Annotated in this window: 20 protein-coding genes and 2 pseudogenes; 18 read left to right on the top strand and 4 right to left on the bottom strand. The window is 74.7% G+C overall.

Annotation, left to right across the window (positions count from 1 at the left end; translation table 11 throughout):
• Positions 1 to 57: 57 nt before the first annotated feature.
• Positions 58 to 1,257, bottom strand: a complete 1,200-nt coding sequence (manA, locus tag ACFWIC_RS28070; protein WP_329948374.1) for a mannose-6-phosphate isomerase, class I — start codon at positions 1,255 to 1,257, stop codon at positions 58 to 60.
• A gap of 316 nt (positions 1,258 to 1,573) precedes the next feature.
• Between manA and ACFWIC_RS28065 the strand changes: the two genes are divergently transcribed.
• The 12 genes and pseudogenes from ACFWIC_RS28065 to ACFWIC_RS28010 all read left to right on the top strand — a co-directional run bounded on the left by ACFWIC_RS28065 (position 1,574) and on the right by ACFWIC_RS28010 (position 14,312).
• Positions 1,574 to 2,335, top strand: coding sequence for a polyprenol monophosphomannose synthase (locus ACFWIC_RS28065; protein WP_329884835.1), 762 nt, complete (start codon positions 1,574 to 1,576; stop codon positions 2,333 to 2,335).
• A 310-nt stretch (positions 2,336 to 2,645) separates the two neighbouring features.
• Complete coding sequence (locus tag ACFWIC_RS28060) at positions 2,646 to 3,692, top strand: MBL fold metallo-hydrolase (protein ID WP_380355178.1); 1,047 nt, start codon at positions 2,646 to 2,648, stop codon at positions 3,690 to 3,692.
• A 23-nt stretch (positions 3,693 to 3,715) separates the two neighbouring features.
• Positions 3,716 to 4,285: pseudogene (locus tag ACFWIC_RS28055) on the top strand (molybdenum cofactor guanylyltransferase); the annotation flags it as partial.
• A 171-nt stretch (positions 4,286 to 4,456) separates the two neighbouring features.
• Positions 4,457 to 4,708 (top strand): annotated as a pseudogene (locus ACFWIC_RS28050) (DUF6457 domain-containing protein); the annotation flags it as partial.
• Positions 4,705 to 5,916: a molybdopterin molybdotransferase MoeA gene (locus ACFWIC_RS28045; RefSeq protein WP_329948372.1), complete on the top strand. Its 1,212-nt coding sequence runs from the start codon at positions 4,705 to 4,707 to the stop codon at positions 5,914 to 5,916. The pseudogene ACFWIC_RS28050 and the gene ACFWIC_RS28045, both read left to right, overlap by 4 nt.
• Positions 5,913 to 6,968 (top strand): potassium channel family protein, encoded by a 1,056-nt coding sequence (locus tag ACFWIC_RS28040; protein ID WP_380355173.1) that lies wholly within the window; start codon positions 5,913 to 5,915, stop codon positions 6,966 to 6,968. The genes ACFWIC_RS28045 and ACFWIC_RS28040 overlap by 4 nt, the downstream gene beginning before the upstream one ends.
• A 26-nt stretch (positions 6,969 to 6,994) precedes the next feature.
• Positions 6,995 to 7,558 (top strand): YbaK/EbsC family protein, encoded by a 564-nt coding sequence (locus ACFWIC_RS28035; RefSeq protein WP_380520304.1) that lies wholly within the window; start codon positions 6,995 to 6,997, stop codon positions 7,556 to 7,558.
• Between the two features lie 91 nt (positions 7,559 to 7,649).
• The gene (locus ACFWIC_RS28030) at positions 7,650 to 8,627 is read left to right on the top strand and encodes an NAD(P)H-quinone oxidoreductase (protein WP_329884839.1); all 978 of its coding nucleotides are present in this window, start codon (positions 7,650 to 7,652) and stop codon (positions 8,625 to 8,627) included.
• A gap of 152 nt (positions 8,628 to 8,779) precedes the next feature.
• A complete protein-coding gene (locus ACFWIC_RS28025; RefSeq protein ID WP_380520303.1) occupies positions 8,780 to 9,853 on the top strand; it encodes a hypothetical protein in 1,074 nt (357 codons plus the stop codon).
• A 218-nt stretch (positions 9,854 to 10,071) separates the two neighbouring features.
• Positions 10,072 to 10,680, top strand: coding sequence for a bacterial proteasome activator family protein (locus tag ACFWIC_RS28020; protein ID WP_380355166.1), 609 nt, complete (start codon positions 10,072 to 10,074; stop codon positions 10,678 to 10,680).
• A gap of 302 nt (positions 10,681 to 10,982) precedes the next feature.
• Complete coding sequence (locus ACFWIC_RS28015) at positions 10,983 to 12,398, top strand: protein kinase (protein WP_380520302.1); 1,416 nt, start codon at positions 10,983 to 10,985, stop codon at positions 12,396 to 12,398.
• Positions 12,399 to 12,509: 111 nt separating this feature from the next.
• Positions 12,510 to 14,312 (top strand): protein kinase, encoded by a 1,803-nt coding sequence (locus ACFWIC_RS28010; RefSeq protein ID WP_329948367.1) that lies wholly within the window; start codon positions 12,510 to 12,512, stop codon positions 14,310 to 14,312.
• Positions 14,313 to 14,321: 9 nt separating this feature from the next.
• Here the strand turns inward: ACFWIC_RS28010 and ACFWIC_RS28005 are convergent, their stop codons facing one another.
• Together ACFWIC_RS28005 and ACFWIC_RS28000 are read right to left on the bottom strand one after the other, a co-directional pair.
• Positions 14,322 to 15,410 (bottom strand): phosphotransferase, encoded by a 1,089-nt coding sequence (locus tag ACFWIC_RS28005; RefSeq protein ID WP_329884843.1) that lies wholly within the window; start codon positions 15,408 to 15,410, stop codon positions 14,322 to 14,324.
• 65 nt (positions 15,411 to 15,475) lie between these two features.
• A complete protein-coding gene (locus ACFWIC_RS28000) occupies positions 15,476 to 16,135 on the bottom strand; it encodes a response regulator transcription factor (RefSeq protein WP_329884844.1) in 660 nt (219 codons plus the stop codon).
• Positions 16,136 to 16,513: 378 nt separating this feature from the next.
• Here ACFWIC_RS28000 and pdhA point away from each other — a divergent pair, with 378 nt between their 5' ends.
• From pdhA to ACFWIC_RS27985, 3 genes are read left to right on the top strand one after another with little or no spacing between them, the layout of a single operon-like run.
• A complete protein-coding gene (gene pdhA, locus ACFWIC_RS27995) occupies positions 16,514 to 17,668 on the top strand; it encodes a pyruvate dehydrogenase (acetyl-transferring) E1 component subunit alpha (protein WP_380355161.1) in 1,155 nt (384 codons plus the stop codon).
• Complete coding sequence (locus tag ACFWIC_RS27990) at positions 17,668 to 18,642, top strand: alpha-ketoacid dehydrogenase subunit beta (RefSeq protein WP_380355158.1); 975 nt, start codon at positions 17,668 to 17,670, stop codon at positions 18,640 to 18,642. The genes pdhA and ACFWIC_RS27990 overlap by 1 nt, the downstream gene beginning before the upstream one ends.
• 13 nt (positions 18,643 to 18,655) lie before the next feature.
• Positions 18,656 to 20,131 (top strand): dihydrolipoamide acetyltransferase family protein, encoded by a 1,476-nt coding sequence (locus tag ACFWIC_RS27985; protein WP_380520301.1) that lies wholly within the window; start codon positions 18,656 to 18,658, stop codon positions 20,129 to 20,131.
• A 91-nt stretch (positions 20,132 to 20,222) separates the two neighbouring features.
• Here the strand turns inward: ACFWIC_RS27985 and ACFWIC_RS27980 are convergent, their stop codons facing one another.
• Complete coding sequence (locus tag ACFWIC_RS27980) at positions 20,223 to 21,209, bottom strand: hypothetical protein (RefSeq protein WP_380520300.1); 987 nt, start codon at positions 21,207 to 21,209, stop codon at positions 20,223 to 20,225.
• A gap of 222 nt (positions 21,210 to 21,431) precedes the next feature.
• On the opposite strand from ACFWIC_RS27980, the gene ACFWIC_RS27975 reads away from it, so the two are divergent.
• The 3 genes from ACFWIC_RS27975 to ACFWIC_RS27965 all read left to right on the top strand — a co-directional run bounded on the left by ACFWIC_RS27975 (position 21,432) and on the right by ACFWIC_RS27965 (position 25,593).
• On the top strand, positions 21,432 to 22,667 hold the full coding sequence (locus ACFWIC_RS27975; RefSeq protein ID WP_380520299.1) for a benzoate/H(+) symporter BenE family transporter: 1,236 nt from the start codon (positions 21,432 to 21,434) through the stop codon (positions 22,665 to 22,667).
• A gap of 184 nt (positions 22,668 to 22,851) precedes the next feature.
• The gene (locus ACFWIC_RS27970) at positions 22,852 to 24,084 is read left to right on the top strand and encodes a M64 family metallopeptidase (protein WP_329884849.1); all 1,233 of its coding nucleotides are present in this window, start codon (positions 22,852 to 22,854) and stop codon (positions 24,082 to 24,084) included.
• A gap of 144 nt (positions 24,085 to 24,228) precedes the next feature.
• On the top strand, positions 24,229 to 25,593 hold the full coding sequence (locus ACFWIC_RS27965; RefSeq protein ID WP_380355149.1) for a nitrate/nitrite transporter: 1,365 nt from the start codon (positions 24,229 to 24,231) through the stop codon (positions 25,591 to 25,593).
• Positions 25,594 to 25,649: the final 56 nt, after the last annotated feature.

Here is a 25,649-nt window from a genome sequence, read left to right as displayed (position 1 = left end):
ACCCGGAAGGGGCGGACCCGGACGGGCCGGGGCGGACGCCGCCCGGGCCCGCCGGCGTCAGAGCGTGACGGTCGCGCGGAAGACGGTGGCGCCGGTGCCGGTGAGGCGGGTGGTGGTGCCGGTGGCCGGCAGGAAGGCGGACTCGCCGCGGGCGAGGTCCAGGGCGGTGCCGTCGGCGGCGGTGAGCCGGGCGGTCCCGGCGGTGCAGAGCAGGATCTGCGGGGCCCGGCCGTCCACCTCCCGGTCACGGCCGTCCAGGGCGAACCGGGAGAGCCGGAACTCGTCGATCGGCACGGGGTAGAGCTCCTCGCCGGGCGTCCCGTCGACCGGTACCGGCAGCAGCGGCGCCGGCGAGCAGGCGGCGAACTCCACCACTTCGAGCAGCTCCGGCACGTCGATGTGCTTGGGGGTGAGCCCCGCCCGCAGCACGTTGTCCGAGTTGGCCTGCAGTTCCACGCAGACGCCGTGCAGGTAGGCGTGCGGCACACCGGCGCCGAGGTAGAGCGCCTGACCGGCCCGGAGCCGGACGTGGTTGAGCAGCAGGCCGGCGATCAGCCCGCGGTCCCCCGGGAAGTCGCGGGTGATCCGGGTGTACGGGGCGTACGGGCCGTCCGGGTCCTCGGCGGCGGCCTTGTCGACCGCCTCGGCGGTGTCCCGGACCGCGGCCCCGGCGGCCGGACCGTCCAGGTCGAGGGCGGCGGCCAGGGCACGGCTGAGCGCCTCGGCCTCGTCGCCGGCCCCCAGCAGGGCGATCAGCGGCTCCAGCGCGGGCACCCGCAGCCCGGCCAGCAGCGCGGCCGCCCCGGCGGGCCGGCGGAAGCCGCAGAGGCCGTCGAAGTCACCGAGCGCGCAGATGAGTTCGGGCTTGTGGTTGTCGTCGCGGTAGTTCCGGTGCGGGGCGTCCAGCGGGATGCCCCGGGCGTTCTCGGCGGCGTACCCGGCCCGCGCCTGGTCGAGCGAGGGGTGGGCCTGGATGGAGATCGGGATGCCGGGCGCGAGCACCTTGAGCAGGAACGGCAGCGTGGGCCCGAACCTGGCCACCGAGGCGGCGCCCAGCTCGCGTTCCGGGTCGGCGGCGATCAGCTCGTCCAGCCGGCGCGGCCCGTCGCCCCGGTCGGCCCGGGAGGGGTCGCCGGGGTGGGCGCCCATCCAGAGCTCGGCCTGCGGTTCGCCGGTCGGCTCCTGTCCGAGCAGCTCGGGGAGTGCGGTGACCGATCCCCAGGCGTACGGGCGGACGGTGTTGACGAGCTTGTCCATGGGCGCGGTCCTGCTCCTTTGCTGCAGTGGCTGACGGGTCCCTGCCGCCGGGCGGCGGTCCCCGGACGGGCGGGCGATCCGGGCAAAGGCCGGGCATCGACCCTAGCCGACCGGCCCCTCCCCGGGGGAAACGGCCGGTACCGACCGGGAGTGCCTCGGGCGGCGGGGCAGTCCGATGACGCGGTAGTAGGATGCCAGGACCCAGTGTTTTCCACAGTGGTCTCCAGGTCGGCGGGACGCCGCCGGGGACCGCGTCTTCTGATGAGTGCGGGCAACGGTGACTGGCACTTCCCGCCACCGGCCGAGAGGTTAGTACGTGACCGTCAACCAGCAGAGTTTTGCTGATCTCGGCAGGGTGCTGGTGATCATCCCGACCTTCAACGAGGCGGAGAACGTCGAGTCGATCGTCGGCAGGGTCCGCGCCGCCGTTCCCGAGGTCCACGTCCTGGTCGCCGACGACAACAGCCCGGACGGCACCGGTGAGCTGGCCGACAAGCTGGCCGCCGAGGACCCGCACGTCCACGTCCTGCACCGCAAGGGCAAGGAGGGCCTGGGCGCCGCCTACCTGGCGGGCTTCCGCTGGGGCATCGACCAGGGCTACGACGTGCTGGTCGAGATGGACGCCGACGGCTCGCACCGCCCCGAGGAACTGGACCGGCTGCTGACCGCGCTGCGCGGCGCCGACCTGGTGCTGGGCTCGCGCTGGGTGCCGGGCGGCCGGGTGGTGAACTGGCCGAAGTCCCGCCTGCTGCTCTCCCGCGGCGGCTCGACCTACTCGCGGCTCATGCTCGGCGTGCCGATCCGGGACGTCACCGGCGGCTACCGGGCGTTCCGCAAGGAGACCCTGCTGGGCCTGGGCATGGACGAGGTCGCCTCCGCCGGGTACTGCTTCCAGGTCGACCTGGCGTGGCGGACGGTGAAGGCCGGCTTCAAGGTGGCCGAGGTGCCGATCACCTTCGTCGAGCGGGAGCTGGGCGCGTCCAAGATGAGCCGGCACATCGTGGTCGAGGCGCTCTGGAAGGTCACCTCCTGGGGTGTCGCCGACCGGGTGGCCCGGCTGACCGGCCGGAAGGCCTGAGCCGGCCGGAGCGGCCGGGTTCCGGGCCGGGCCCGGAACCGCGAGTGGGAAGGCGTGCCCCGTCGGGCGCGCCTTCCGCGCTTTCGGCGCGCCGTACTCCCATGCTGTAGGGCGCGGGGACCCGGACGACGGCCGTCCGACCCGCCACCCGCCCGGCCGTACCGCAGGCCGGACCGCGGCCCGGCCCCCGCCGGGTCCGAGGTGCGGGAGCGCCGGGCAACCGGCCGACCGGGCAACCGGCCGACCGGACCGCAGGCCGGACCGCCGAACAGGACCGCCGAACAGGACCGCAGACCAGAGGGAGCAGCCAGTGACGTCGTCCTCGCCCGAGGAGAACGCCGCCCCGGTGGACGCGGCGGCCCCGGTGGACGCGGCCGACGGAGCCGCCGCCGAACCGCCGGTCCGACCGCTGGAGACCGCCGTCTTCACCGGCCCCGAGTCGGCCTTCTTCGCCACCTCCACGCTGATCCTCGGCGAGCGCACCGCGATCCTGGTCGACGCCCAGCTGACCCGCAGCGCCGGCCGCGAGCTGGCCGAGTGGGTCGCCGGCAAGGGCCGCCGGCTGCTCGCCATCGTGGTCACCCACCACCACCCGGACCACTACTTCGGTGCCGAGGAGGTGCTCCGGCTCTTCCCCGAGGCACAGCTGCTGGCCGCTCCGCCGGTGGTGGACGGCATCCTGCGCACCGCCGCCGCCAAGGTCGCCCAGTGGAAGCCGGTCTTCGGGGACGACATCCCGGACCACCCGCTGGTGCCGGCCCCGCTGCTGCCCCAGCCGCTGATGCTCGACCGCCAGGTGATCCCGGTGCTGCTGCTCGGCCAGGGCGACTGCGACGGCTCCACGGTGGTCCACGTGCCGAGCATCCGCACCGTGATCGCCGGGGACTTCGTCTACAACGGCACCCACGTCTGGACCGCCGACACCACGCCGGAGCAGCGCACCGCGTGGACCCGCAACCTCGGCCGGATCGCCGACCTCGGGGTCGAGCGGGTGATCGCCGGGCACCGAGCGCCGGAGCAGGGCGACGAGGCGGCCCGGGTGCTCGCCTTCACCGGCGAGTACCTGCAGGACTTCGACCGTCTGCTGGCCGAGCACCCGGACGACCCGGAGGCGCTGGCCGCGGCGGTGAACGAGCGGTACGGGGAGCTGACCCTCCCGGCGGTGCTGGAGCTGAGCGCCGCCGCCAACACGGCGCGGGCGGCAGGGCCGGCGGAACCTGCGGAGCCGGGTGGCCCGGAGGAGACCACGGAGCCGGGTGGCCCGGAGGAGTCCGCGGAGCCGGACGCGCCGGGGGAGACCGCCGCCGGGCCGGACGGGCCTGCGAAGGAGCCGGGGGCCGGGTCGGACGGGTCCTGACCCGTCCGGCGGATACTGGCGGCATGACCCCGTACGACGTGATCGTCCCGGCCGGCGGCGCCGCCCGGCGGCTCGGCGGGGCGGACAAGCCCGGCCTGACCGTGGGCGAGGCCACCCTGCTGGACCGGGTGCTCGCGGCCTGCGCCGGAGCCCGCACCACCGTCGTGGTCGGCCCGGCCCGGTCCACCGCCCGCCCCGGCGTCCGGTGGACCCGTGAACGGCCGCCCGGCGGCGGGCCGGTGGCCGCCGTGGCCGCCGGCCTGGCCGAGGTGACCGCCGACCTGGTGCTGCTGTTCGCCGCCGACCTGCCGTTCCTCGACGAGCGGACCGTCCACCGGCTGGCCGCCGCCCTCGACGCCGCCGCGCCGGACACCGAGGCGGCCGTCCTGGTCGACGCCGGCGGACGTGACCAGCCGCTGGCCGCCGCCTACCGCGCCGCCGCCCTGCGGGCCGCGCTGGCCGCCGCCGGAGACCCCGCGGGGCTGCCGCTGCGCCGCCTGACCGGCGGGCTGCGCACCCTCCGGCTGGCCGACACCGACGACGTCACGTACGACTGCGACACCTGGGAGGACCTGGCCCGGGCCCGCGAACGCGACACCACCGGACCCACCGCCTAGCCCGCCGCCCGGCCCACCCCCGGCCCCCACCTCCGGCCCGCTCACGTGCGCCGGCGCCTGGGCGTGAGCGAAACGACGCGCGCCGCTCACCGGGCAAACATGCCGGGGAAACCACCGATCGGGCAGCATGGGCGCATGGAGCGCACGCTGGATGACTGGATCGCCGAGGTCCGGGCCGAGCTGGACATCGACCTGGACGTCGACGTCCACGGACTGCTCGACCTGGCCCGGGTGGTCGCCCACGGGGTGGCCCGGCCCGCCGCGCCGCTGACCGCCTTTCTGATCGGCTACGCGGCCGCCCGGCAGGGCGGCGGCCCCGAGGCCGTCGCCGAGGCGGCCCGGCGGACCGCCGCACTCGCCGAGCGGTGGGCGGCGGACGCCGAGCCGGGGCGGACGTGAGCACGGTGGAGGAGCTCGCCGTGCTCGACCAGCCGCCGGCCCCTGCCCGACCGACGAGCTGGGCGCGGGCCAGGGACACCGCCCGCCGGGCCGGCCGGACGCCGCTGCCGCCGCTGCGCCTGCCGCTGGCCGGGGCGCTCGGCCACACCCTCGCCGAGCCGCTCGCCGCGCTCACGGACCTGCCCGCCTTCGACACCTCGGCCATGGACGGCTGGGCGGTCGCCGGCCCCGGCCCCTGGCGGGTGGCCGGACGGCAGCTGGCCGGTCGGCCGGCCACCGGGGCGCTCGCCGACGGCGCCGCCGTGGAGATCGCCACCGGCGCCCAACTGCCGCCCGGCGCCACCGCCGTACTCCGCCGGGAGCACGGCGAGCCGGCCGGCCCGTTGCTGTACGACCGCACGCCCGGCTCGCTGACCACCGGCCAGGACGTCCGCCCGCGCGGCCAGGAGTGCCGGCTCGGCGAGCCGCTGCTCCCGGCCGGCACCCCGGTCGGTCCGGCCGTGCTGGGCCTGGCGGCCGCCTGCGGCCACGACCTGCTGACCGTCCGCCGCCGCCCGGTGGTCGAGCTGCTGGTCCTCGGCGACGAACTGCTCGGCTCCGGCCTGCCCCGGCCCGGCCTGGTCCGGGACGCGCTCGGCCCGCTGCTGCCGCCGTGGCTGTGCGCCGCCGGGGCCACGACCGGCGAACCGCGCGCCGTCCGGGACGACTTCGGTCTACTGCGGGACGCCCTGCGGCACTCCACCGCCGACGTGGTGGTCACCACCGGCGGCACGGCCGCCGGACCGGTGGACTACCTGCACCGGGCGCTCGCCGAGGTCGGCGCCCGGCTGCTGGTGGACGGGGTCGCCGTGCGCCCCGGCCATCCGATGCTGCTCGCCGAACTGCCCGGCGGTCGCCACCTGGTGGGCCTGCCCGGCAATCCGCTGGCCGCCGTGGCGGGGGCGGTCACGCTCGCACTGCCGCTGCTGCACGGGCTGGCCGGCCGCTCCACCGCCCGCCCGGTCCGGGCGGCGGCCGTCGACGACCTGCCCGGGCACCCGGCGGACACCCGGCTGCTCCCGGTCCTGCGCACCGACCAAGGGATCGTCCAGCTCCGGTACGACGGACCGGCGATGCTCCGGGGTCTGGCCCGGGCCGACGCACTGGCGGTGGTACCGCCCGGCGGCGCGGCGGCCGGCGACCTGATCGAACTGGTGGAGGCCCCGTGAACACCCGACGCAGGCGCGAGCGGTTCCCCGGCCCGCTCACCCCCGGGACCGAGCCCTGGGCGGACGCCGGGATCGTGCTGCCGGCCCGGCGGTCGGCGCCCGCCGTCCGGCAGGTCGGCGTCCGGCTGCTGATCGCGCTCGCCGTGCTGCTGGCCACCACGTTGGTCGTCTGGCTGGACCGCGACGGCTACAACGACAACGCCGGCGGCGGGCTGAGCTTCCTCGACGCGGCGTACTACGCCACCGTGACGCTCTCCACCACCGGGTACGGCGACATCACCCCGTACAGCGAGGGTGCCCGCCTCACCAACATCTTCGTGATCACGCCGCTCCGGGTGGTCTTCCTGATCATCCTGGTCGGCACCACCCTTGAGGTGCTCACCGAACGCACCCGTCAACAGTGGCGGTTGAACCGCTGGAGGTCCACCGTGCGCGAGCACACCGTCGTGATCGGCTACGGCACCAAGGGCCGCAGCGCCGTCGACACGCTGCTCGGCCAGGGAGTGCGCAAGGACGAGATCGTGGTGGTCGACCCGCAGCGCAAGGTGGTCGACCAGGCCGCCCAGCACGGCCTGGTCGGCGTGGTCGGCGACGCCACCCGGACCGACACCCTGATCCGTGCCGGACTGCCCACCGCCGCCCGGGTGGTGGTCGCGCCGGAGCGGGACGACACCGCCGCACTGGTCACCCTGACGGCGCGCCAGCTCACCAGGGCGGCCACCATCGTCGCCGCCGTCCGCGAGGACGAGAACGCCCCGCTGCTCCGGCAGAGCGGCGCGGACGTCGTGGTCACCAGCTCCAGTTCGGCCGGCCGGCTGCTCGGCATGTCGATGCTCAGCCCGCACGCCGGCGAGGTCATGGAGGACCTGCTGACCTACGGCAACGGCCTGGACGTGATCGAGCGCCCGGTCACCCGGGCCGAGGCCGGGCACAGCCCGCGGGAGTGCGAGGACCTGGTGGTGGCGGTGGTCCGCGGCCGCCGGGTGATCAACTACACCGAGCAGGAGGCGCAGACGCTGCAGCTGACCGACCGGGTGATCGTCATCAAGTGATCCGGTTGCCCGTAGGGTCGGGCACCATGACCGATCAACCGCAGCTCCCCTTCGGCACCTTCGACGCCTTCGGACCCGCGCTGGACGTGGTCGACCAGCTGGCCGGGCCGGTGGCGGACGCCCTCAAGAACTGGGACGACCGGGAGGCCGCCCGGTCCGTGCTGTACGTGGACACCGACCCGGAGAAGGCCGACACCGCCGTCTTCTGCGAGACCTACGGCGTCCCGCCGGAGGCCTCGGCGAACTGCGTGGTGGTCGCCGCCAAGCGCGGCGGCGGGACGACCCTGGCCGCCTGCCTGGCACTGGCGACCACCCGGGTGGACGTCAACCGCGCGGTCCGCCGGCACCTGGAGGCCCGCAAGGCGTCGTTCGCGCCGATGGACACGGCCGTCGCCGCGAGCGGCATGGAGTACGGCGGCATCACCCCGGTCGGTCTGCCCGCGGACTGGCCGCTGCTGGTCGACGAGGCGGTGGCCGCGGCGCCGTACGTGCTGGTGGGCAGCGGGCGGCGGCGGGGCAAGCTGATCCTGCCGGGCCGGGTGCTGGCCGGGCTGCCGGGCGCCGTGGTGCTGCCGGATCTGGCGGGCTGACGCGACCGGTCCCGGCCGGGCCCGACCGGATCCGGTCGGGCGGGCACCGGGAGCGGTCCCGACCGGGGTGCCGCGGAGTAGCGTCGGGATCATGCATGCGATGACGATTCCTGAACCCGGTGGGCCCGAGGCGCTGGTCTGGGCCGAGGTGCCGGATCCGGTGCCCGGTGAGGGCGAGGTCCTGGTCGAGGTGGCGGCGACCGCCGTCAACCGCGCCGACCTGCTCCAGCGGCAGGGCCTCTACAACCCGCCGCCCGGCAGCTCGCCCTACCCCGGTCTGGAGTGCGCGGGCCGGATCACCGCCCTGGGTCCCGGGGTGGCCGGCTGGGCGGTCGGCGACGAGGTCTGCGCGCTGCTGGTCGGCGGCGGGTACGCGGAGCGGGTGGCGGTCCCGGTCGGGCAGCTGCTGCCGGTACCGAAGGGGCTGACCCCGGAGGAGGCCGCCGCGCTGCCGGAGGTCGCCTGCACCGTCTGGTCCAACGTGTTCCTCACCGCCAACCTGCGTCCGGGCGAGACCGTGCTGGTGCACGGCGGCGCCAGCGGCATCGGGACGATGGCGATCCAGCTGGCCAAGGCGGTCGGCGCCCGGGTGGCGGTGACGGCGGGCAGCGCCGGGAAGCTCGCCCGGTGCGCGGAGCTGGGCGCCGACGTCCTGATCGACTACCGGGAGCAGGACTTCGTCGAGGTGCTGCGGGAGGCCACCGACGGGGCCGGGGCGGACGTGATCCTGGACATCATGGGCGCCCGGTACCTGCAGCGGAACGTGGACGCGCTGGCGGTCAACGGGCGGCTGGTGATCATCGGGCTGCAGGGCGGCGTGCAGGGCGAGCTCAACCTGAACACCCTGCTGCGCAAGCGCGGCGCGGTGATCGCCACCAACCTGCGCGGCCGGCCGCTCGCCGAGAAGGCGGCGATCGTGGCGGCGGTGCGCGAGCACGTCTGGCCGCTGGTGGAGTCGGGCGTGGTGAAGCCCGTGATCGACCGGGTGGTGCCGCTGGCCGACGCGGCCGCCGCGCACCGGGCACTGGAGGCTGGCGAGCAGGTCGGCAAGGTGGTGCTGCGGGCCTGACGGGGCCGGGTCCGAGGGCGGGCGGGAACCGGGGGGTGAACGGCCCAGGGTGGTTCGAAATGCCCTGAATGTCGGATTGTGTGAGGCTGTTCGGGAGCTGTCCCGCCGCCGACCCGCCCTGCGCGGTCGGCCGTCGCGGAAGGACCTCGATCGTGGCCGCACCTTCGTACGCGTTCCTCGGGCCGCTGCCCGCAGCGTTGTCGCACCGCCGTTCCCGCCGCGCCGGGCGTGTCCTCGCCCGGCGCGCCGAGCGGTGCTCGCGGCGCCTGCTGGCGGTGGCGGTGCTCGGTCTCGCGGTGCCGCTGACGGTCCCGGTGGCGGTCGCCGCCCCGGTCGGACCCGGCGCCGCCGTCCGGCCCGCCTCCCTCGCCCCGCCCCCCTCGACCGGGTCCGGCACGCTGTCCGGGACCGCAGGGGCGGACGAACCCCCTGCGGCGGACGAACCTGCCGCGGCGGGCGGGGTGGGCGTGTCGGCGGAGCCGGGCGCGGCGCTGCCCTCGGGCGGGGTGGTGCGTTCCGGTTCGCCCTCCCCGGCCCCGGCGGGGCCGTCCGGGCCGTCCGGTGGAGCCGCCACCGGGCCCGCCTCCTCGCCGGCCCCGGTCTCCGGGCCCGCCGCCACCGGGCCGGCGACCTCGGAGCCGTCCACCCCGCGACCCGCCGCCACGGGGCCGGCCGCGCCGGGGCCCGTTCCCGCCCCGGAGCCGGAGCCCTCGGCCGCGCCGGACACGCCGGACACGCCGGACACGCCGCCGGTCACGTCTCCCGTCCCGGCCGTGTCGGCGACCGCCGTCGCCACCGCGGCGACCCCGACCGCCGTCACGCCGCCGCGGGTCCAGAGCGCTCACCCCCGGCCCGGCGCCGGCGGGCTCCGGGCCGATCGGGACCAGAAGTGGTTCCGGCACCGCCCGGGCTCGGCGCCCGAACGTGTGCGGTCCGCGCCGGAGCGCGGCCGGGAGCACTCCGTCGAGCAGCCGCCGGAGCAGCCCTCCGCGACCGCCGCCCCCGGGGCGGACCCCGCCGGTGCCGGGGGGCCGACCGACTCCGCCGACACCACGGGGAGCGCGGTGGTGGCGCTCGGCCGGCCCGACGCGCAGGCCGTGGCGGCCCCGGTCGTGCTGCCCGCCCGCTGGCACGACGCCTCCACCCTCCAGCTGCCGCTCGGCGCCGGCCTCGGCCTGATCGGCTGCGGCCTGGGGCTGATCGGCCTCCGGCTGCGCAGGAACTGAGCGGCGCCCGGGCCGGGGAGGTCGGTCGGCACCCGCGGTGGCGGGCGTGCCCCGGCCCCGGGCGAACTGAGTATCCGTACGGATACCGGCGGCCCGCCCGGGGGGCGTAGCGTCGTGTCCGGGCAGGCGGCGGTACGCGTGCGGCGGCCGATGCCGGTCCGGGGCGGTGCGGTCGGGGGCCTCCACCCGACCAACCCCAGTGAGGGAGAATGTGATTCATGACGAATCCGATGAACGAGCGCTCGTCGCAGGAGCTCTACCAGGGCATGGGCGGGCAGTCGCAGGACGGCCAGAAGGTGCTGATCGTCGGACCGGACGGCCTGCCGGTGGGCCACGGGTTCCCCGGTTCGCCGGGGAACGACGACGGTGACGGCCCGCGTGAACTGCCGGTGACCGAGATGGTCGAGCAGCCGGCCAAGGTGATGCGGATCGGCAGCATGATCAAGCAGCTGCTGGAGGAGGTCCGGGCGGCCCCCCTCGACGAGGCCAGCCGGGCCCGGCTGAAGGACATCCACGCCAGTTCGATCAAGGAGCTGGAGCTCGGCCTGGCGCCCGAGCTGGTCGCGGAGCTGGAACGGCTCTCGCTGCCGTTCACCGAGGACTCGATCCCGACCGAGGCCGAGCTGCGGATCGCGCAGGCGCAGCTGGTGGGGTGGCTGGAGGGCCTGTTCCACGGCATCCAGACCGCCCTGTTCGCGCAGCAGATGGCGGCGCGGGCGCAGCTGGAGCAGATGCGGCGGGCGCTGCCGCCCGGTCTGCACGGCGGCGAGCCGGAGGGCGACGACCCGGGCGAGGGCCGCGGCATCCGTTCCGGCCCGTACCTGTAGGCCCGGCGGGACACCGCGGGACGGCGCGCCGCCGCACCGCGGCGGCCGTCACGGCATCGGGCGTACCACGACGACCCGGTGTCGAACGCACTACCGACCGGTACCGGGTCGCGGACCGGACACAGTGTCGGCCCTGAGCCGATCACCGGCGCCGCGAGCCGATACCCTGGGCCCCTGTCGCAGGCCGGGCGAGCGCCGCGACAGGGGTCGGGCAGGCCGTCGGGCCGGGCCCGGACACGCACGGACGAGACCGAACGTCACGGTCGCGGCGGCACTGCCGCGACGAGGGGGAGCAGAGGACCATGAGCGAGCACGGCAACGCGGAGGTCGAGGGCTACTCCCTGGGCAACGGCCGGTACGTGCTGCAGCGGGTGCTGGGCGAGGGCGGCATGGCCTCCGTGCACCTCGCGTACGACAACGTCCTGAAGCGGCCGGTGGCGCTGAAGAGCATGCACGCCGAGCTCGGCCGGGACGCGTCGTTCAAGGAGCGGTTCCGCCGTGAGGCGCAGGCCGTGGCCCGTCTGGAGCACGAGAACATCGTCCGGGTCTACGACACCGGCGAGGACGTGGCCCCCGACGGCTCCACCACGCCGTACATCGTGATGCAGCTGGTCGACGGCAAGGGCCTGCGGGACGCGATCAACGAGGCGGTCGCCCAGCACGGCGCGATGCCCGTCGAGGAGGCGCTGCGGGTCACCGTCGGCGTGCTGAACGCGCTGGAGGCCTCGCACGACCAGGGCCTGGTGCACCGTGACATCAAGCCCGGCAACGTCATGTTCGACCGCAAGGGCGTCGTCAAGGTCATGGACTTCGGCATCGCCCGCGCGCTGGAGAGCGGGGTCACCTCGATGACCCAGACCGGCATGGTGGTCGGCACGCCGCAGTACCTCTCGCCCGAGCAGGCGCTGGGCAAGCCGGTGGACGCGCGCTCCGACCTGTACTCGGTCGGCGTGATGCTCTTCGAGATGATCACCGGCCAGCTGGTCTTCGACGGCGACTCGGCCTTCTCGATCGCCTACAAGCACGTCCAGGAGGAGCCGCCGGCGCCGTCCACGCTCAACCGGGCGCTCGACCCGGCGGTCGACGAGTTCGTCGCCACGGCGCTGCGGAAGGACCCGGCGCACCGGTTCGCGAGCGCGGCGGCGATGCGGGACGAGGCCGAGCGGCTGATCGCGGTGGCCAAGGGCGGCGGCAGCCCCCTGGCGGCCAGCTCCCCGCTGGTGATCACCGACGGCCCGCGTTCGGTGCACGCCGCCCCGCCGGTCCCGTCCGTCCCGCAGGCCCCGCAGGCCCCGCAGACGCCGCAGCCGTTCCACCGGCCGCCGGCCTACCAGACCCCGCCGCCGGCGTTCCAGACGCCGCCGCCGCACTTCCCGCAGCAGGCGCACACCCCGCCGCCGCAGCCGCAGGCCTACCAGACCCCGCCGCCGGCGTTCCAGACGCCGCCGCCGCACTTCCCGCAGGCGCACACCCCGCCGCCGCAGCCGATGCCGGCGCCGTTCCAGCCGGCCCCCGCGTCGAACAGCGGTGGCTGCTCCACGGCCCTGGTGATCGTCGGCATCATCGTCGGCGTGATCGTGCTGGCCGTCATCATCATTGCGATCGTGGTCAACCGAGCCAAGAACGAGACCGCCGGCGGGTCGACCTCGCGGGTCTCGGAGCGGACGGCCACCGTGCTCCACCTGGACGGTCCGGCCGACCGGAATGGCCTGCTCTGACGCATTCCGTCCGGATCGGGCGTGCCACGGGGGCGGGCCGGAGGCGGTAGCGTTCGGGCAAACGAGGCGACAGGGCACCGCGATCCGAGCGAAGGCCCGGGGCGAGGAGCGATGGCACAGACGCAGCAGCCGGACGACGACGAGGGCGCCTGGGCGACCGGTTCGGCCGGTGGTGCCCCGAGGACGCCCGGAACCGGTAGCGACGCCGCCACCACCGCGCTCCCGCCGTTCGGCGGCCCGCAGACGCCGGGCCGTGGCACCGCCGCCCCGCTGGGCACGGTCGGCGACGGCCGCTACCGGCTGACCCACCGGCTCGGCCGGGGCGGCATGGCCGAGGTGCTCGCCGCCCAGGACGTCCGGCTCGGCCGGACCGTCGCGGTCAAGCTGCTCCGCGGCGAGCTGGCCCAGGACGAGATCGCCCGGCTCCGCTTCACCCGGGAGGCGCACGCCGTCGCGGCGCTCAACCACCACGCGATCGTCGCGGTGTACGACACCGGCGAGGAGTACGTCGGCGAGGAGTCGACGCCGTACATCGTGATGGAGCTGGTCGAGGGCCGGACCGTCCGCGAGCTGCTGGTGGACGAGTCGGAGCCGCCGGTCGACCAGGCGCTGCTGATCATCGCCGGGGTGCTGGAGGCGCTCGCCTACAGCCACCGGCACGGCATCGTGCACCGGGACATCAAGCCGGCCAACGTCATCATCACGACCACCGGCGCGGTCAAGGTGATGGACTTCGGCATCGCCCGCGCGCTGACCGGGACCGCCTCCACCATGACCCAGACCGGCATGGTCATGGGCACCCCGCAGTACCTCTCGCCCGAGCAGGCGCTCGGCAAGCCGGTCGACCACCGCTCCGACCTGTACGCGGCCGGCTGCATGCTCTACGAGCTGCTGACCCTGCGCCCGCCGTTCACCGGCGACACGCCGCTCTCGGTGGTCTACCAGCACGTCCAGGACATGCCGGTGCCGCCCTCGCAGGCCAACCCGCGGGTACCGGCGGCGCTCGACCCGCTGGTGCTGCGCTCGCTCGCGAAGAACCCGGACGACCGCTTCCAGGACGCCGACGAGTTCCGCGCGCACCTCGAACACGCGTTGCGCGAACTGCAGGGCGGCACGGGTGCCTGGGCGGCCGGTTCCGCGGCCTCCGGCCTGGCCGCGGCCGGTCAGGGCTACGGCGGCATGCCGGTGCCCGGCGCGGACGAGACCGCGGTGCTCGGGGCCGGCGTCCCGGGGGACCCGACGGCGATGCTGCCGTACCAGGTGCCGGGCGGCCCGCACACCCCGTCCTCGCCCTACCCGGCGGCCGGCGGACCGTACGGCGGCGGTGACGGCGGCGACGGCTCCGGCGGCGGCGGCCACGGACGCGACCGGGGGGGCCGCGGGCCGTGGCGCTGGGTGGCCGGCATCGTGGCGGTGATCGTCGCGTCCGGCGCCGGGATCGCCCTGGCGCTCAGTGGCAACGACGAAGGCTCCGGCGGGAAGATCCAGCCGACGACCCCGCCGCCCGGTGTGGTGTCGACGGCGCCGGAGGCCACCACGCCCACCACGGGCGGCGCCGTGACCACGGCCCCGACCACCCAGAACACCCGGCGCCCGCAGCAGCCGACCGACACCGGCAACGGGAACGGCGGCAACGGCGGCAACCAGAGCCAGCCGCCTGCCACCTCGGGCGGCAAGCACACCATGTCGTCGACCCCGAGCACGACCGGCAGCAAGCCCGCGACGACGGCTCCGCCGGCGACCGGGACGCCGACCGCGCCGCCCACCACCGCCCCGACCACCGCGGGCGGCGGCGCGACGACCGCGCCGCCGGCGACGTCGACGGCGACCCAGCCGCCGCCGGCGACGACGGCACCGCCCGGGGGCAACACCTCGCCGAAGCCGCCGGTCTCCCCGCCGGCGACCGCGGGCTGACCCGAGGGGTCAGTTGGCGAAGGCGTCCAGGACCTGCTCGTACTCCTGGCACCACCACGCCAACTGGCCCGCCGAGGCGGGGTAGAGCGGGTCGGCCCGGTGGTCGGCCCGCTGGTAGCGCCACTGGAGCATCCAGAAGTCGTTCAGCCGCTCCCACCAGACCCGGTGCACGGCGGCGGCCAGGTGTTCGGCGGTGGCGGCCCCGGTGGCCCGGTACGACTGCGAGTAGTGCCGGACGCGGACGAGGTCCAGCACCCCCGTGGCCCGGTCGTTGAAGACCAGGGTGGCCGCGCGCACGGCCTCCTCGGCGCGCGGCTGGGGCCCGAGCTTGTCCCAGTCCAGGACCGCCGAGATCCGGCTGCCGTCGTGCAGCAGGTTGAGCCCGTGGAAGTCGCCGTGGGTCCAGCCGGTGGGCGGGGCGGTCTGCGGGGCGGGACGCCGGTGCGCGTGGTCGGCGAGCAGCTCCAGCCGTTCGGAGAGACGCCGTTCGACCAGGGCGTCCAGGTCGTCGAACGGGCGGTGCTCGCGGGCGTGCGAGCGCAGTTCACGGGCGAGTACGGAGCTGTCGCGCGCGTCGGCGCTCCGGTAGCCGGAGGGCTGGGCGACGGGGGCGCAGACGTCGTCGAGGGCGCCGTGCAGTCGGCCGAGCAGCGTGCCGAGGTCGTCGCACTGCGGCAGGGAGAGGTCCGTACCGTGCCGGTGCCGGCCGTCCACCCAGGGGAAGAGGGCGAACAGCCGGCCGCCGAAGGCGGCGACGGTGCCGGTCCGTTCGGCGAGGGCGAGCGGAGGGGCGACGGGCAGCCCCAGGGCGGAGAGCGCGGCCATCGCGCGGTGGTGGCCGGCGACGGCCTCGCGCCCGGCGGTCGCGGCGTCGACGTAGCACTTCAGGAAGTAGGTGCCGGCTTCGGTGGTGACGCGGTAGCCCCGGTTCAGCAGGCCTTCGGCGACGGGTTCGGCGGTGAGCAGGCGGCCCACCCGGTAGCGGCGGAGGATCTCGGCGAGGGCGGCGTGCGGGACGGGCGGGCTGAGCGTTCCTATCGGGGGGGCCGTGAGGTCGGGACGGGCTGGTGCACAGGCAAGGGTCTGGCTGAAAGTCACAGCCAGAGGTTAGGGCCCCCCGGCGGGGGCCCTTGACAGGGCGTCAGATGTGTGCAGCTCGCGAGTCAGTGCTGGTGGTCCGCCTGGTGCCGTGCCACGAAGGCGGCCGCCTGGGTCCGTCGCTCCATCCCCATCTTGGCGAGCAGACTGGAGACGTAGTTCTTGACCGTCTTTTCGGCGAGGTGCAACTCGTTCCCGATCTGACGATTGGTCATCCCTTCGCCGATCAGGTCGAGGATGCGGCGCTCCTGCTTGGTGAGCTGGGACAGTCGTTCGTCCTCCTTCTCGCCGCCGTCGCGCAGCCGGGCGAGCACCCGGCTGGTGGCCACCGGGTCGAGCAGCGACTTCCCGGCGGCGACGTCCCGCACGGCGGTGATCAGGTCGGTGCCGCGGATCGCCTTCAGCACGTAACCGGAGGCACCCGCCATGATCGAGTCGAACAGCGCCTCGTCGTCGGAGAAGGAGGTCAGCATCAGGCACTTGATCTCCGGCAGCCGGGAGCGGATCTCCCGGCAGACCTCGACGCCGTTGCCGTCCGGCAGGCGGACGTCGAGCACCGCGACGTCGGGGTGGACGGCCGGGATCCTGGTGAGCGCCTCGGCGGCGGTGCCGGCCTCGCCGACCACCTCGATGTCGTCCTCGACCGAGAGGAGTTCGTGGACGCCCCGCCGGACCACTTCGTGGTCGTCGAGCAGGAATACCCTGATTTGTCCAATATCAGTCACGCGCAAAGCCTCCCATATCACCCTACGAAAGACCTATCGCCCGCACCAGGGCGGGGGCGCGATCCGGCCAGAGCGGGAGAAAGCGATGCCGGTAACCCCCTTACGCGGGAGCCCCCGCCCGGATAACGTGCGCAGGTGTCCTGATGGCGACCGAATTGAGAGCTGCGCCACACCCGTAGTTGTCGGCATCCAACAACTAGGACGTCCTAGCGCAGACGCGCCCGGGGCGGACGCTGGGTAACGTTCTCGTGAGGGCGACGTCGGAAGAGGATCACCACCTGCCCCGCAGTAGGTGCGCACACCCACGCGCGCCCCGCGAGGCGGTGACCGGACCGGTCACCGGCGACCCCGGGCGGCCGGACAGACCGAGGAGTGAACGTGACCGTCAAAAGCACGGCGAGGGCCCGCAAGAAGGCGGCCCCCGGCGTCCCTGACACCCTCCGCGCCACGGGTACGGACGCCCAGCCGGAGCTCGTGCAACTGCTCACCCCGGAAGGCGAGCGGGTCGAGCACCCGGACTACCCGCTCACGGTGGAGCCCGACGAGCTTCGCGCCCTCTACCGTGACCTGGTGCTGGTGCGCCGGTTCGACGCCGAGGCGACCTCCCTGCAGCGACAGGGGGAGCTGGGCCTCTGGGCCTCGCTGCTCGGCCAGGAGGCCGCCCAGGTCGGCTCCGGGCGCGCGCTGCGCCCCGGCGACTACGCCTTCCCGACCTACCGCGAGCACGGTGTCGCCTGGTGCCGTGACGTGGACCCGCTGAACCTGCTCGGCATGTTCCGCGGCGTGAACCACGGCGGCTGGGACCCGAACGAGAAGAACTTCCACCTCTACACCATCGTGATCGGCGCGCAGACCCTGCACGCCACCGGCTACGCGATGGGCATCACCAAGGACGGCTCCGACGACGCGGTCATCGCGTACTTCGGCGACGGTGCCTCCAGCCAGGGCGACGTCAACGAGGCCTTCACCTTCGCCTCGGTCTACAACGCGCCCGTGGTGTTCTTCTGCCAGAACAACCAGTGGGCGATCTCCGAGCCCACCACCACCCAGACCAAGATCCCGCTGTACCGCCGCGCCTCCGGCTTCGGCTTCCCGGGCGTCCGGGTCGACGGCAACGACGTGCTGGCGTGCCTGGCCGTCACCCGCTGGGCGCTGGAGCACGCGCGCAGCGGCAACGGCCCCGTCCTGATCGAGGCCTTCACCTACCGGATGGGTGCGCACACCACCTCCGACGACCCCACCCGCTACCGGCTCGCCGAGGAGACCGAGGCCTGGAAGGCCAAGGACCCGATCAGCCGGCTCAAGGTCCTCCTGGAGAAGGAGGGCCTGGCCGACGAGGAGTTCTTCGCCTCGATCGACGCCGAGAGCGAGCAGCTGGGGCTGCGGGTGCGCGAGGGCGTGCGCGGCATGCCGGACCCGGACCCGACCCTGATCTTCGACCACGTCTACGCCGAGCCGCACACGCTGGTCGATGAGGAACGGGCCGGGTACGTCGAGTACGCGGCCTCCTTCGAGGCGGGGGAGAACCTCTGATGGCCGGTCAGCTCAGCATCGCCAAGGCGCTCAACGACGCGCTGCGGAAGTCGCTGGAGAACGACCCGAAGACCGTCCTGATGGGCGAGGACATCGGCAAGCTCGGTGGCGTCTTCCGGATCACCGACGGCCTGCAGAAGGACTTCGGCGAGGACCGGGTGATCGACACGCCGCTCGCCGAGTCCGGCATCGTCGGCACCGCGATCGGCCTGGCCCTGCGCGGCTACCGCCCGGTGGTGGAGATCCAGTTCGACGGCTTCGTCTACCCGGCCTTCGACCAGATCGTCTCCCAGCTGGCGAAGATGCACGCCCGCGCGCTCGGTCACGTGAAGATGCCGGTCACCGTCCGCATCCCGTTCGCGGGCGGCATCGGCGCGGTCGAGCACCACAGCGAGTCGCACGAGGCCTACTTCGCGCACACCGCCGGTCTGCGCGTGGTCGCCCCCTCCAACGCGCACGACGCGCACTGGATGCTGCGCCAGGCCATCGAGTCGGACGACCCGGTGATCTTCCTGGAGCCCAAGCGCCGCTACTGGGACAAGGGCGAGATCGGCGACGCCGCCGACCTGGGGCTGCACGACGCCCGGATCGTCCGCCCCGGCACCGACGCCACGCTGATCGCCTACGGCCCGATGGTCAAGGTCTGCCTGGAGGCCGCCGCGGCCGCCGAGGAGGACGGCCGCCGGCTGGAGGTGGTCGACCTGCGTTCGCTCTCCCCGGTGGACTTCGCCGCCCTGGAGGAGTCGGTCAAGCGCACCGGCCGCGGCATCGTGGTGCACGAGGCGCCGGTCTTCCTGGGCATGGGCGCCGAGCTGGCCGCCCGCCTCACCGAGCGCTGCTTCTACCACCTGGAGGCGCCGATCCTGCGGGTCGGCGGCTACCACGCGCCCTATCCGCCGTCCCGGGTCGAGGAGGCGTTCCTGCCCGACCTGGACCGCGTGCTCGACGCCGTCGACCGCGCGTTCGCCTACTGAGCGGGGAGCGAAGATGACCACCGAAGTTCGCTCGCTCCGCGAGTTCAAGATGCCCGACGTGGGCGAGGGCCTCACCGAGGCCGAGATCCTCAGCTGGCACGTCAAGCCCGGTGACACCGTGACGGACGGCCAGATCGTCTGCGAGGTGGAGACCGCCAAGGCCGCCGTGGAGCTGCCGATCCCGTTCAACGGGGTCGTCGAGCAGCTGTTCTTCCCGGAGGGCGCGACGGTCGACGTCGGCGCCGTGATCATCTCGGTCGCGGTGGCCGGCGAGGCAGGGGCTCCCGCCCCCGCCGTCGCGGCCCCGGCGGCTCCGCCGGCCCCGGCCGCCGAGGTCGAGCCCGAGCGGCGCGAGGTGCTGGTCGGCTACGGCCCGCGGACCGGTGTCGCCCAGCGCCGGGCCCGCCGCACGACCGTGGTGGCGACCGCCTCCACCTCGGCCCCGGTGGCCCCGGCTCCGGCCGTGACTCCGGTTCCGGCCCCGGTCGTGGCCCCGGCCCCCGTCGTGGCTCCCGCTCCCGCGGCGGTGCCCGCACCGGCGGTGGCGCCCGCCGCCGTCACCGGTGACCGCCCGCTGGCCAAGCCGCCGGTGCGCAAGCTCGCCAAGGACCTCGGGATCGACCTGCGGGCCGTCACCCCGACCGGCCCCGACGGCGTCGTCACCCGCGAGGACCTGCACGCCCACGCGGCAGCGTCCACCGCTCCGGTGCCCGCCGCGGTCGAGGCCGCGGCCCCGGCCCCGGCCGCCGAGCCGACGGTCGCCGCCCAGGTGGCCGTTCCGGTCGCGGGCGACGTCCGGGTGCCGATCAAGGGCGTCCGCAAGGCGATCGCGCAGGCGATGGTGGCCTCGGCCTTCACCGCCCCGCACGTCACCGAGTTCGTCCAGGTCGACGTCACCCGCACGATGAAGTTCGTCCGCCGGCTCAAGGAGAGCGGCGAGCTGGGCCGGGACGTCCGGGTCAGCCCGCTGCTGCTGGTCGCCAAGGCGCTGCTCACCGCGATCAAGCGCCACCCGGAGATCAACGCCCAGTGGGACGAGGCGGCCCAGGAGATCGTCATCAAGGGTCAGGTGAACCTCGGCATCGCCGCGGCCACCCCGCGCGGCCTGATCGTCCCCAACATCAAGGACGCGGGCGGCAAGACCCTCGGGGGCCTGGCGGTGTCGCTCGGGGAGCTGATCGACACCGCCCGCCAGGGCAAGACCTCGCCGAACGACATGCAGGGCGGCACGGTCACCATCACCAACGTCGGCGTCTTCGGCGTCGACACCGGCACCCCGATCCTCAACCCGGGCGAGGCCGCGATCCTGGCCTTCGGCGCGGTCCGGGAACTGCCGTGGGTGCACAAGGGCAAGGTGGTCCCGCGACAGGTGACCACACTGGCGCTCTCCTTCGACCACCGCCTGGTGGACGGGGAGCTGGGCTCGCGGGTGCTGGCCGACGTGGCGGGCATCCTGGAGTACCCGAAGCGTCTGATCACCTGGGGCTGAGCCCCGGCTGCCGAAAGGGCCCTGCCTCCGCACCGCCGTGCGGAGGCAGGGCCCTTCGTCTACCCCGTGCGTCGGCCGCTACCGCCCTGGCTCAGTGGCGGGCGCCGCGCAGGCGGCGCACGGCGACCAGGACGGCTGCGCCGGCGGTGGCGAGGGTGCCGGCGAGGGCGGCGAGGAGGCCGTTGGGGGTGCCGGCGCCGGTCTGGGCGAGCTCCGGGGTGCCGGCGGGCGCGGTGGTGGCCGGTGCGGTGGTGGGCGTGGCCGCGGGGGCCCCGGTGGCCGCGGTGCCGGGGGAGGCGGCCGGAGTCTGCGCGGCGACCGGCTCGGCGGGAGCGGGCTTGGCGGTGCCGGTCGGCTTGGCGGCGGGCTTCGGGGTGGCGGGCTTGGCCGTGGCGGAGGGCTTCGCGGTGGGCTTCGCGGTGGGCTGGGCGGCGCCCGTGCCCTGGGGCCGCGTCACCTTGACCGCCTTCAGGTCGGTCGCACCCGGGGCGCCCGCGCCGGCGCGGCCGACCGAGGCCAGCAGGTTGATCGTGGTGACGTCCTCGGGAGTGGTCGGGGCGAGGGAGAAGCGGAACCTGAAGGTGACCGACGTGTTGTCGGACATCCTCTGGCGCTGGGCGTCGCCGGCGTCGATGATGCGGTAGCAGCCTTCGGTCGCCGGGACGTTCTTCCACGCGCCGGTGTGGTCCAGGAACTGGATCCGGACATCCTTCGAACGCACCGCCGCGCGCTCACCCGGCGTGTAGACGGCGAACTGGGGCTCCATCCCGTGGGCCTCGGTGCCGGTCTTGTTGGTGACCTTCAGGGAGACCTCGTTCCAGCCGCCGTCCGCGACGACCGAGGACTTGGCGGAGGTGAGGGCGGCGTCCGGGGAGACCAGGGTTCCGGGGGCGTGGTGCTCGGTGCCGGTGGCCGGGTGCGGGCCGCCGATCCGGTCGTCCCCGCAGGCCCAGGAGGTGTCGGCGGTCATGAGCTGGACGGAGCCGACGAGGACGGCGGTGGCGGCGACGGTGGCGAGGCGGCGGCCGGAGAGCGGGCGGATGTTCTTCGCGAATACGGGCATAACGGACTTGCTCATGACGTGTCTCCCCAGGGTCATGGTGGTGCGGGTGTGTGAGGTGAAGGTGACCGGCGTCCGCTGCTCGCGAGCGGTAGCGCCCCCCGGCCCTCGCCGGTCTCGCTCTCCGTGCCTTCATCCGTATAGACGTCCGTCCCCGCCGGGGGTTGCAGGTGGGTTCGGAAGTTTTTCCGGGAATCCTCGAACCGCCCGCGGTGGGGGCTGCTCCGCGATACTGCCGGGATGGCAGAGGAGCTGATAACCCGTGCGGCCGAGGGTCCTACCGACCACCCCGAGGAACGCCGCTCGCTGCGGCGGGACGCCTCCGTCCCGGCGCTGCTGGCCGGACTGGTGTGCATCGTGGTGTCGTTCTCCGGTCCGCTGGTCGTGGTGCTCGCGGCGGCCGCCGCCGGGCGGCTGGACCAGGCGCAGACCGCCTCCTGGATCTGGGCGGTCGCGGTCGGCAGCGGGCTGACCTGCCTGCTGCTCAGCTGGTGGACCAGGACGCCGGTGATCACCGCCTGGTCCACCCCCGGCGCCGCCCTGCTGGTGACCAGCCTCGGCGACTACCCCTACCGGGAGGCGATCGGCGCCTTCCTGGTGAGCGGGGTGGTGGTGGCGCTGTTCGGGGTCACCGGGCTGTTCGGCCGGCTGATCGCCGCCGTCCCGGCCGGGATCGTCAACGCGATGCTGGCGGGCATCCTCTTCTCCTTCGGCGCCGGGATCTTCGGCGCGGTGAAGGGGGCGCCCGTCCTGGTGCTCGGCAGCTTCGCGGCCTTCCTGCTCGCCAGGCGGACGGCCCCCCGGTACGCCGTGCCGGCCGCGCTGCTGGTCGGCGGGGTGCTGGCGGCCGTCACCGTCGGTCTGCCGCTGGACCTCGGATCCGGCGGGCCGACCCGGCCGGTGTTCACCGTGCCCGCGTTCACCGGGCCGGCCATGGTGGGTCTGGCGCTGCCCCTCACCATCGTCGCGCTGGCCTCGCAGAACGCGCCCGGCCTCGGCGTGATGCGGGCCTTCGGCTACCGGCCGGACGACCGGCTGCTGATCGGATCCACGGGCGGGGTCTCCGTCCTGCTGGCGTCGCTCGGCTCGCCCGGCGTCAACCTGGCCGCGATCACCGCCGCCATCTGCGCCGGCCCGGAGAGCCACCCCGACCCGCGCCGTCGTTATGTGGCCGGGATGTCGGCGGGCCTGCTCTACCTGGTGGTGGGCAGTTTCGGAGGGGTCCTGGTGAGCCTGTTCACCGGACTGCCGAAGGAACTGATCGCGGTGATCGCCGGGGTGGCGCTGCTGGCCTCGCTGCAGGGCAGCCTGGCCGCGGCGGTCGCCGAGGAGCGCGGCCGGGACGCGGCGGTGGTGACCTTCCTGGCGACCGCCTCCGGGATGAGCCTGTTCGGCATCGGCGCGGCCTTCTGGGGCCTGCTGTTCGGCCTCGTCACCCATCTGGTGCTGGAGGCCCGGCGGGACCGGGGCCGCTGAGGTCACGGCCCGGGGTGATCATCCACCTGACAGGACTCATAGGTATGACTGGTGAGGTGCCTGTCGTTCGGCCAGGTCGGTGACATTTTCGTCGACCGGTGAGGCCGACACACCGGGCCGGGTACGTCTTCGCGTCCACCACCCGGGCGACACCGGGTGACCGGAACGTCGAGGACGCACCCGTATGCCGCCTGGCAACCCTGGCCGGCTCGTCCGGAGTCTGGCCGCGCTCGTGCTGGTGTCCACCGCCGTACTCCCGGCCGCGCTCGAACTGGCCGGCCCGTCACCGTTCGGGGTGATCGGTCCCGGCGCCCCCGCCGACCGGGCGGTGCCGCCGCACGCCGCGCTCCGGGCCGACGTGCGCGTCGCCGGCACCGCGCCGACCGTCGACATACGGCGGACCGGCGACCCGGCCAACCGGATCACCCTCGTCCTGCTCGGCGACGGGTACACCGAGGCCGAGCAGGAGCTGTTCCGCGAGCAGGCCGACCGGGCCTGGCACGCCCTGATGGAGATCGAGCCGTTCCGCAGCTACCAGGGGTTCTTCAACATAAGGCGTGTCGAGGTGGTCTCCCCGGTCTCGGGCATCGCCGAGACCGAGAGTCGCGGACGCCAGGCGGCCACCCCGCTCGGCATGCACTTCTGGTGCGAGGGCACCGCCCGGCTGCTCTGCGCCGACGAGGACGAGACGGCCCGTTTCGCCGGCCGGGGCGACGGCCCGCAGTACCTGATCGCCCTCGCCAACTCCGGGGAGTACGGCGGTGCCGGCGGGACCGGGGTGACCACCCTGGCCGGCGGCAGCCCGGACGCGGGCCGGATCATCCAGCACGAGATAGGGCACACCGTCGGCGACCTCGGCGACGAGTACGACAGCGCGCCGGACGACGCCGACTACCCCAACCTCGCCGTCGAGAACGCCGACGAGATGCGCCGCAAGCAGGTCAAGTGGTGGCGCTGGCTCGGCGCGGAGTCCCCGGACGGCGCCGGGACGATCGGGGCGTACCGCAGCGCCAACGGCGTCTACCGGCCCACCCCTGACTCGGTGATGCGAACCCTCGGCGGCGCGTACAACCTGCCGTCGCGGGAGGCGATCATCGAGGAGATCTACCGGCGGGTCCGGCCGACCGACACCCCGGTCCCGCCCCCCGGTGAGGTCACCGGCCGGCCCCGGCTGGAGGCCCGGCCGCTGCCGCTGGCCGGCGCCCGGCAGCTGCGGGTCGACTGGACGGTGGACGGCGTCCCGGTGGAGCCGCAGGCGGCGGACCGCAGCTGGCTCGACACCGCGCTGCTGGGGCTCGCGCCCGGGCACAGCGCCACCGTCACCGCCACGGTCCGGGACACCACCGACTGGGTCCGCGACGAGGCCTTCCGGGACCGGTACATGACGCGGTCGGTCTCCTGGACGGTGGTGGGGTAGGGGAGCACGGGGCGGGCGGAAAGGGGGCAGGGGGCAGGGGCAGGGCGGGCAGGACCGGGAGTGGCCGGATCGGGACGGCCGGTGTCCGTCCTCGGTCACCCCGGTCTGGGCGTCCAATGATGGGATGACTACGCTGGGCGCACTATGACCGTGGAGCCAGCCCGTCCAGCCAGCCCCCTGCCGGCCGTCGCTCCCGGTGCCACCGCCGCGGTGTCCGCGCCCCCGGTCGTGGCCCACCCGCCGGGCGGGCGGGCCGCCTGGCTGGCCTGGTCCATCGGCGTCAGCGTCTACGTCCTCGCCGTCATCCACCGCACCAGCCTCGGCGTGGCCGGACTCGACGCCGCCGACCGCTTCGGCATCGGCGCCTCCGCGCTCTCCACGTTCTCGATCCTCCAGGTCCTGGTCTACGCGGCCATGCAGATACCCGTCGGGCTGCTGGTCGACCGGTTCGGACCGCGCCGGGTCCTGCTGCTCGGCATCCTGCTGCTCAGCACCGGGCAGCTCGCCTTCGCCTTCTCCGACGCGTTCGCCCCCGCGCTCGCCTCCCGGGCGGTGCTGGGCTGCGGCGACGCCATGACCTTCATCAGCGTGCTGCGGATCGCCGCCCGCTGGTTCCCGGCGGCCAGGAACCCGTTCGTCGCGCAGCTGACCGGCCTCGCCGGGATGGGCGGCAACCTCGTCACCACCGTGGTCCTCGCCCAGGCCCTGCACAGCGAGGGCTGGACGCCCACCTTCACCGCCATCGCCCTGCTCGGCATCGGGGTGTTCGCCCTGGTCGCGCTGTTCCTCCGGGAGGCGCCGGGCACCGTACCTGTCGGGCCCGCCGGGCCCGCCGGGCCCGGCGGGCTGTCCGGGCCCCGGCCCGGTGTCGGGGGGCAGGTGCGGGAGGCCTGGCGGGAGCCGGGCACCCGGCTCGGGCTCTGGGTGCACTTCACCACCCAGTTCCCCGGCAACGCCTTCGGCCTGCTCTGGGGCCTGCCCTACCTGGTCGAGGCGCAGGGCATGTCCCGCACCGAGGCCGGCGGGCTGCTCACCCTGCTGGTGCTCGCCAACATGAGCTTCGGCTTCCTCTTCGGCCGGCTGCTCTCCCGCACCGCCCGCGCCCGGATGCCGATCGTGTTCACCGCCATCGGCGCCACCGCCGCGCTCTGGGCCGCCGTCCTGGCCTGGCCCGGCGGCCACCCCCCGCTCTGGCTGCTGGTCGCGGTCATCCTGGTGATGGGCAGCAACGGCCCGGCCTCCCTGGTCGGCCTCGACTACGCCCGCGCCCGCAACCCCGTCGAACGCCTCGGGACGGCCTCCGGCATCGTCAACATGGGCGGCTTCATCGGCACGATGATCACGCTCCTCGGCATCGGCGTCCTGCTCGACACCCTCAGCCCCGCCGGCGCCGACACCTACTCCGCGACCGCCTTCCGCTGGGCGTTCTGCTGGCAGTACGTCCCCCTCGCGGTGGGCACGCTGATGATCCTCCGGCTCCGCCGGAAGCTGGCACCGGCGACGCCGTAGGGCTTCCGACCTGCGGAAACCTCGGAGCCCTCAGAACTTCTGACGCCTACCGGGCG

Source organism: Kitasatospora sp. NPDC127035 (assembly GCF_042726075.1).
Classification (GTDB): Bacteria; Actinomycetota; Actinomycetes; order Streptomycetales; family Streptomycetaceae; genus Kitasatospora.
Note: the sequence above shows the minus strand (reverse complement) of the source record. Positions and strands in the feature narration are given on the sequence as shown.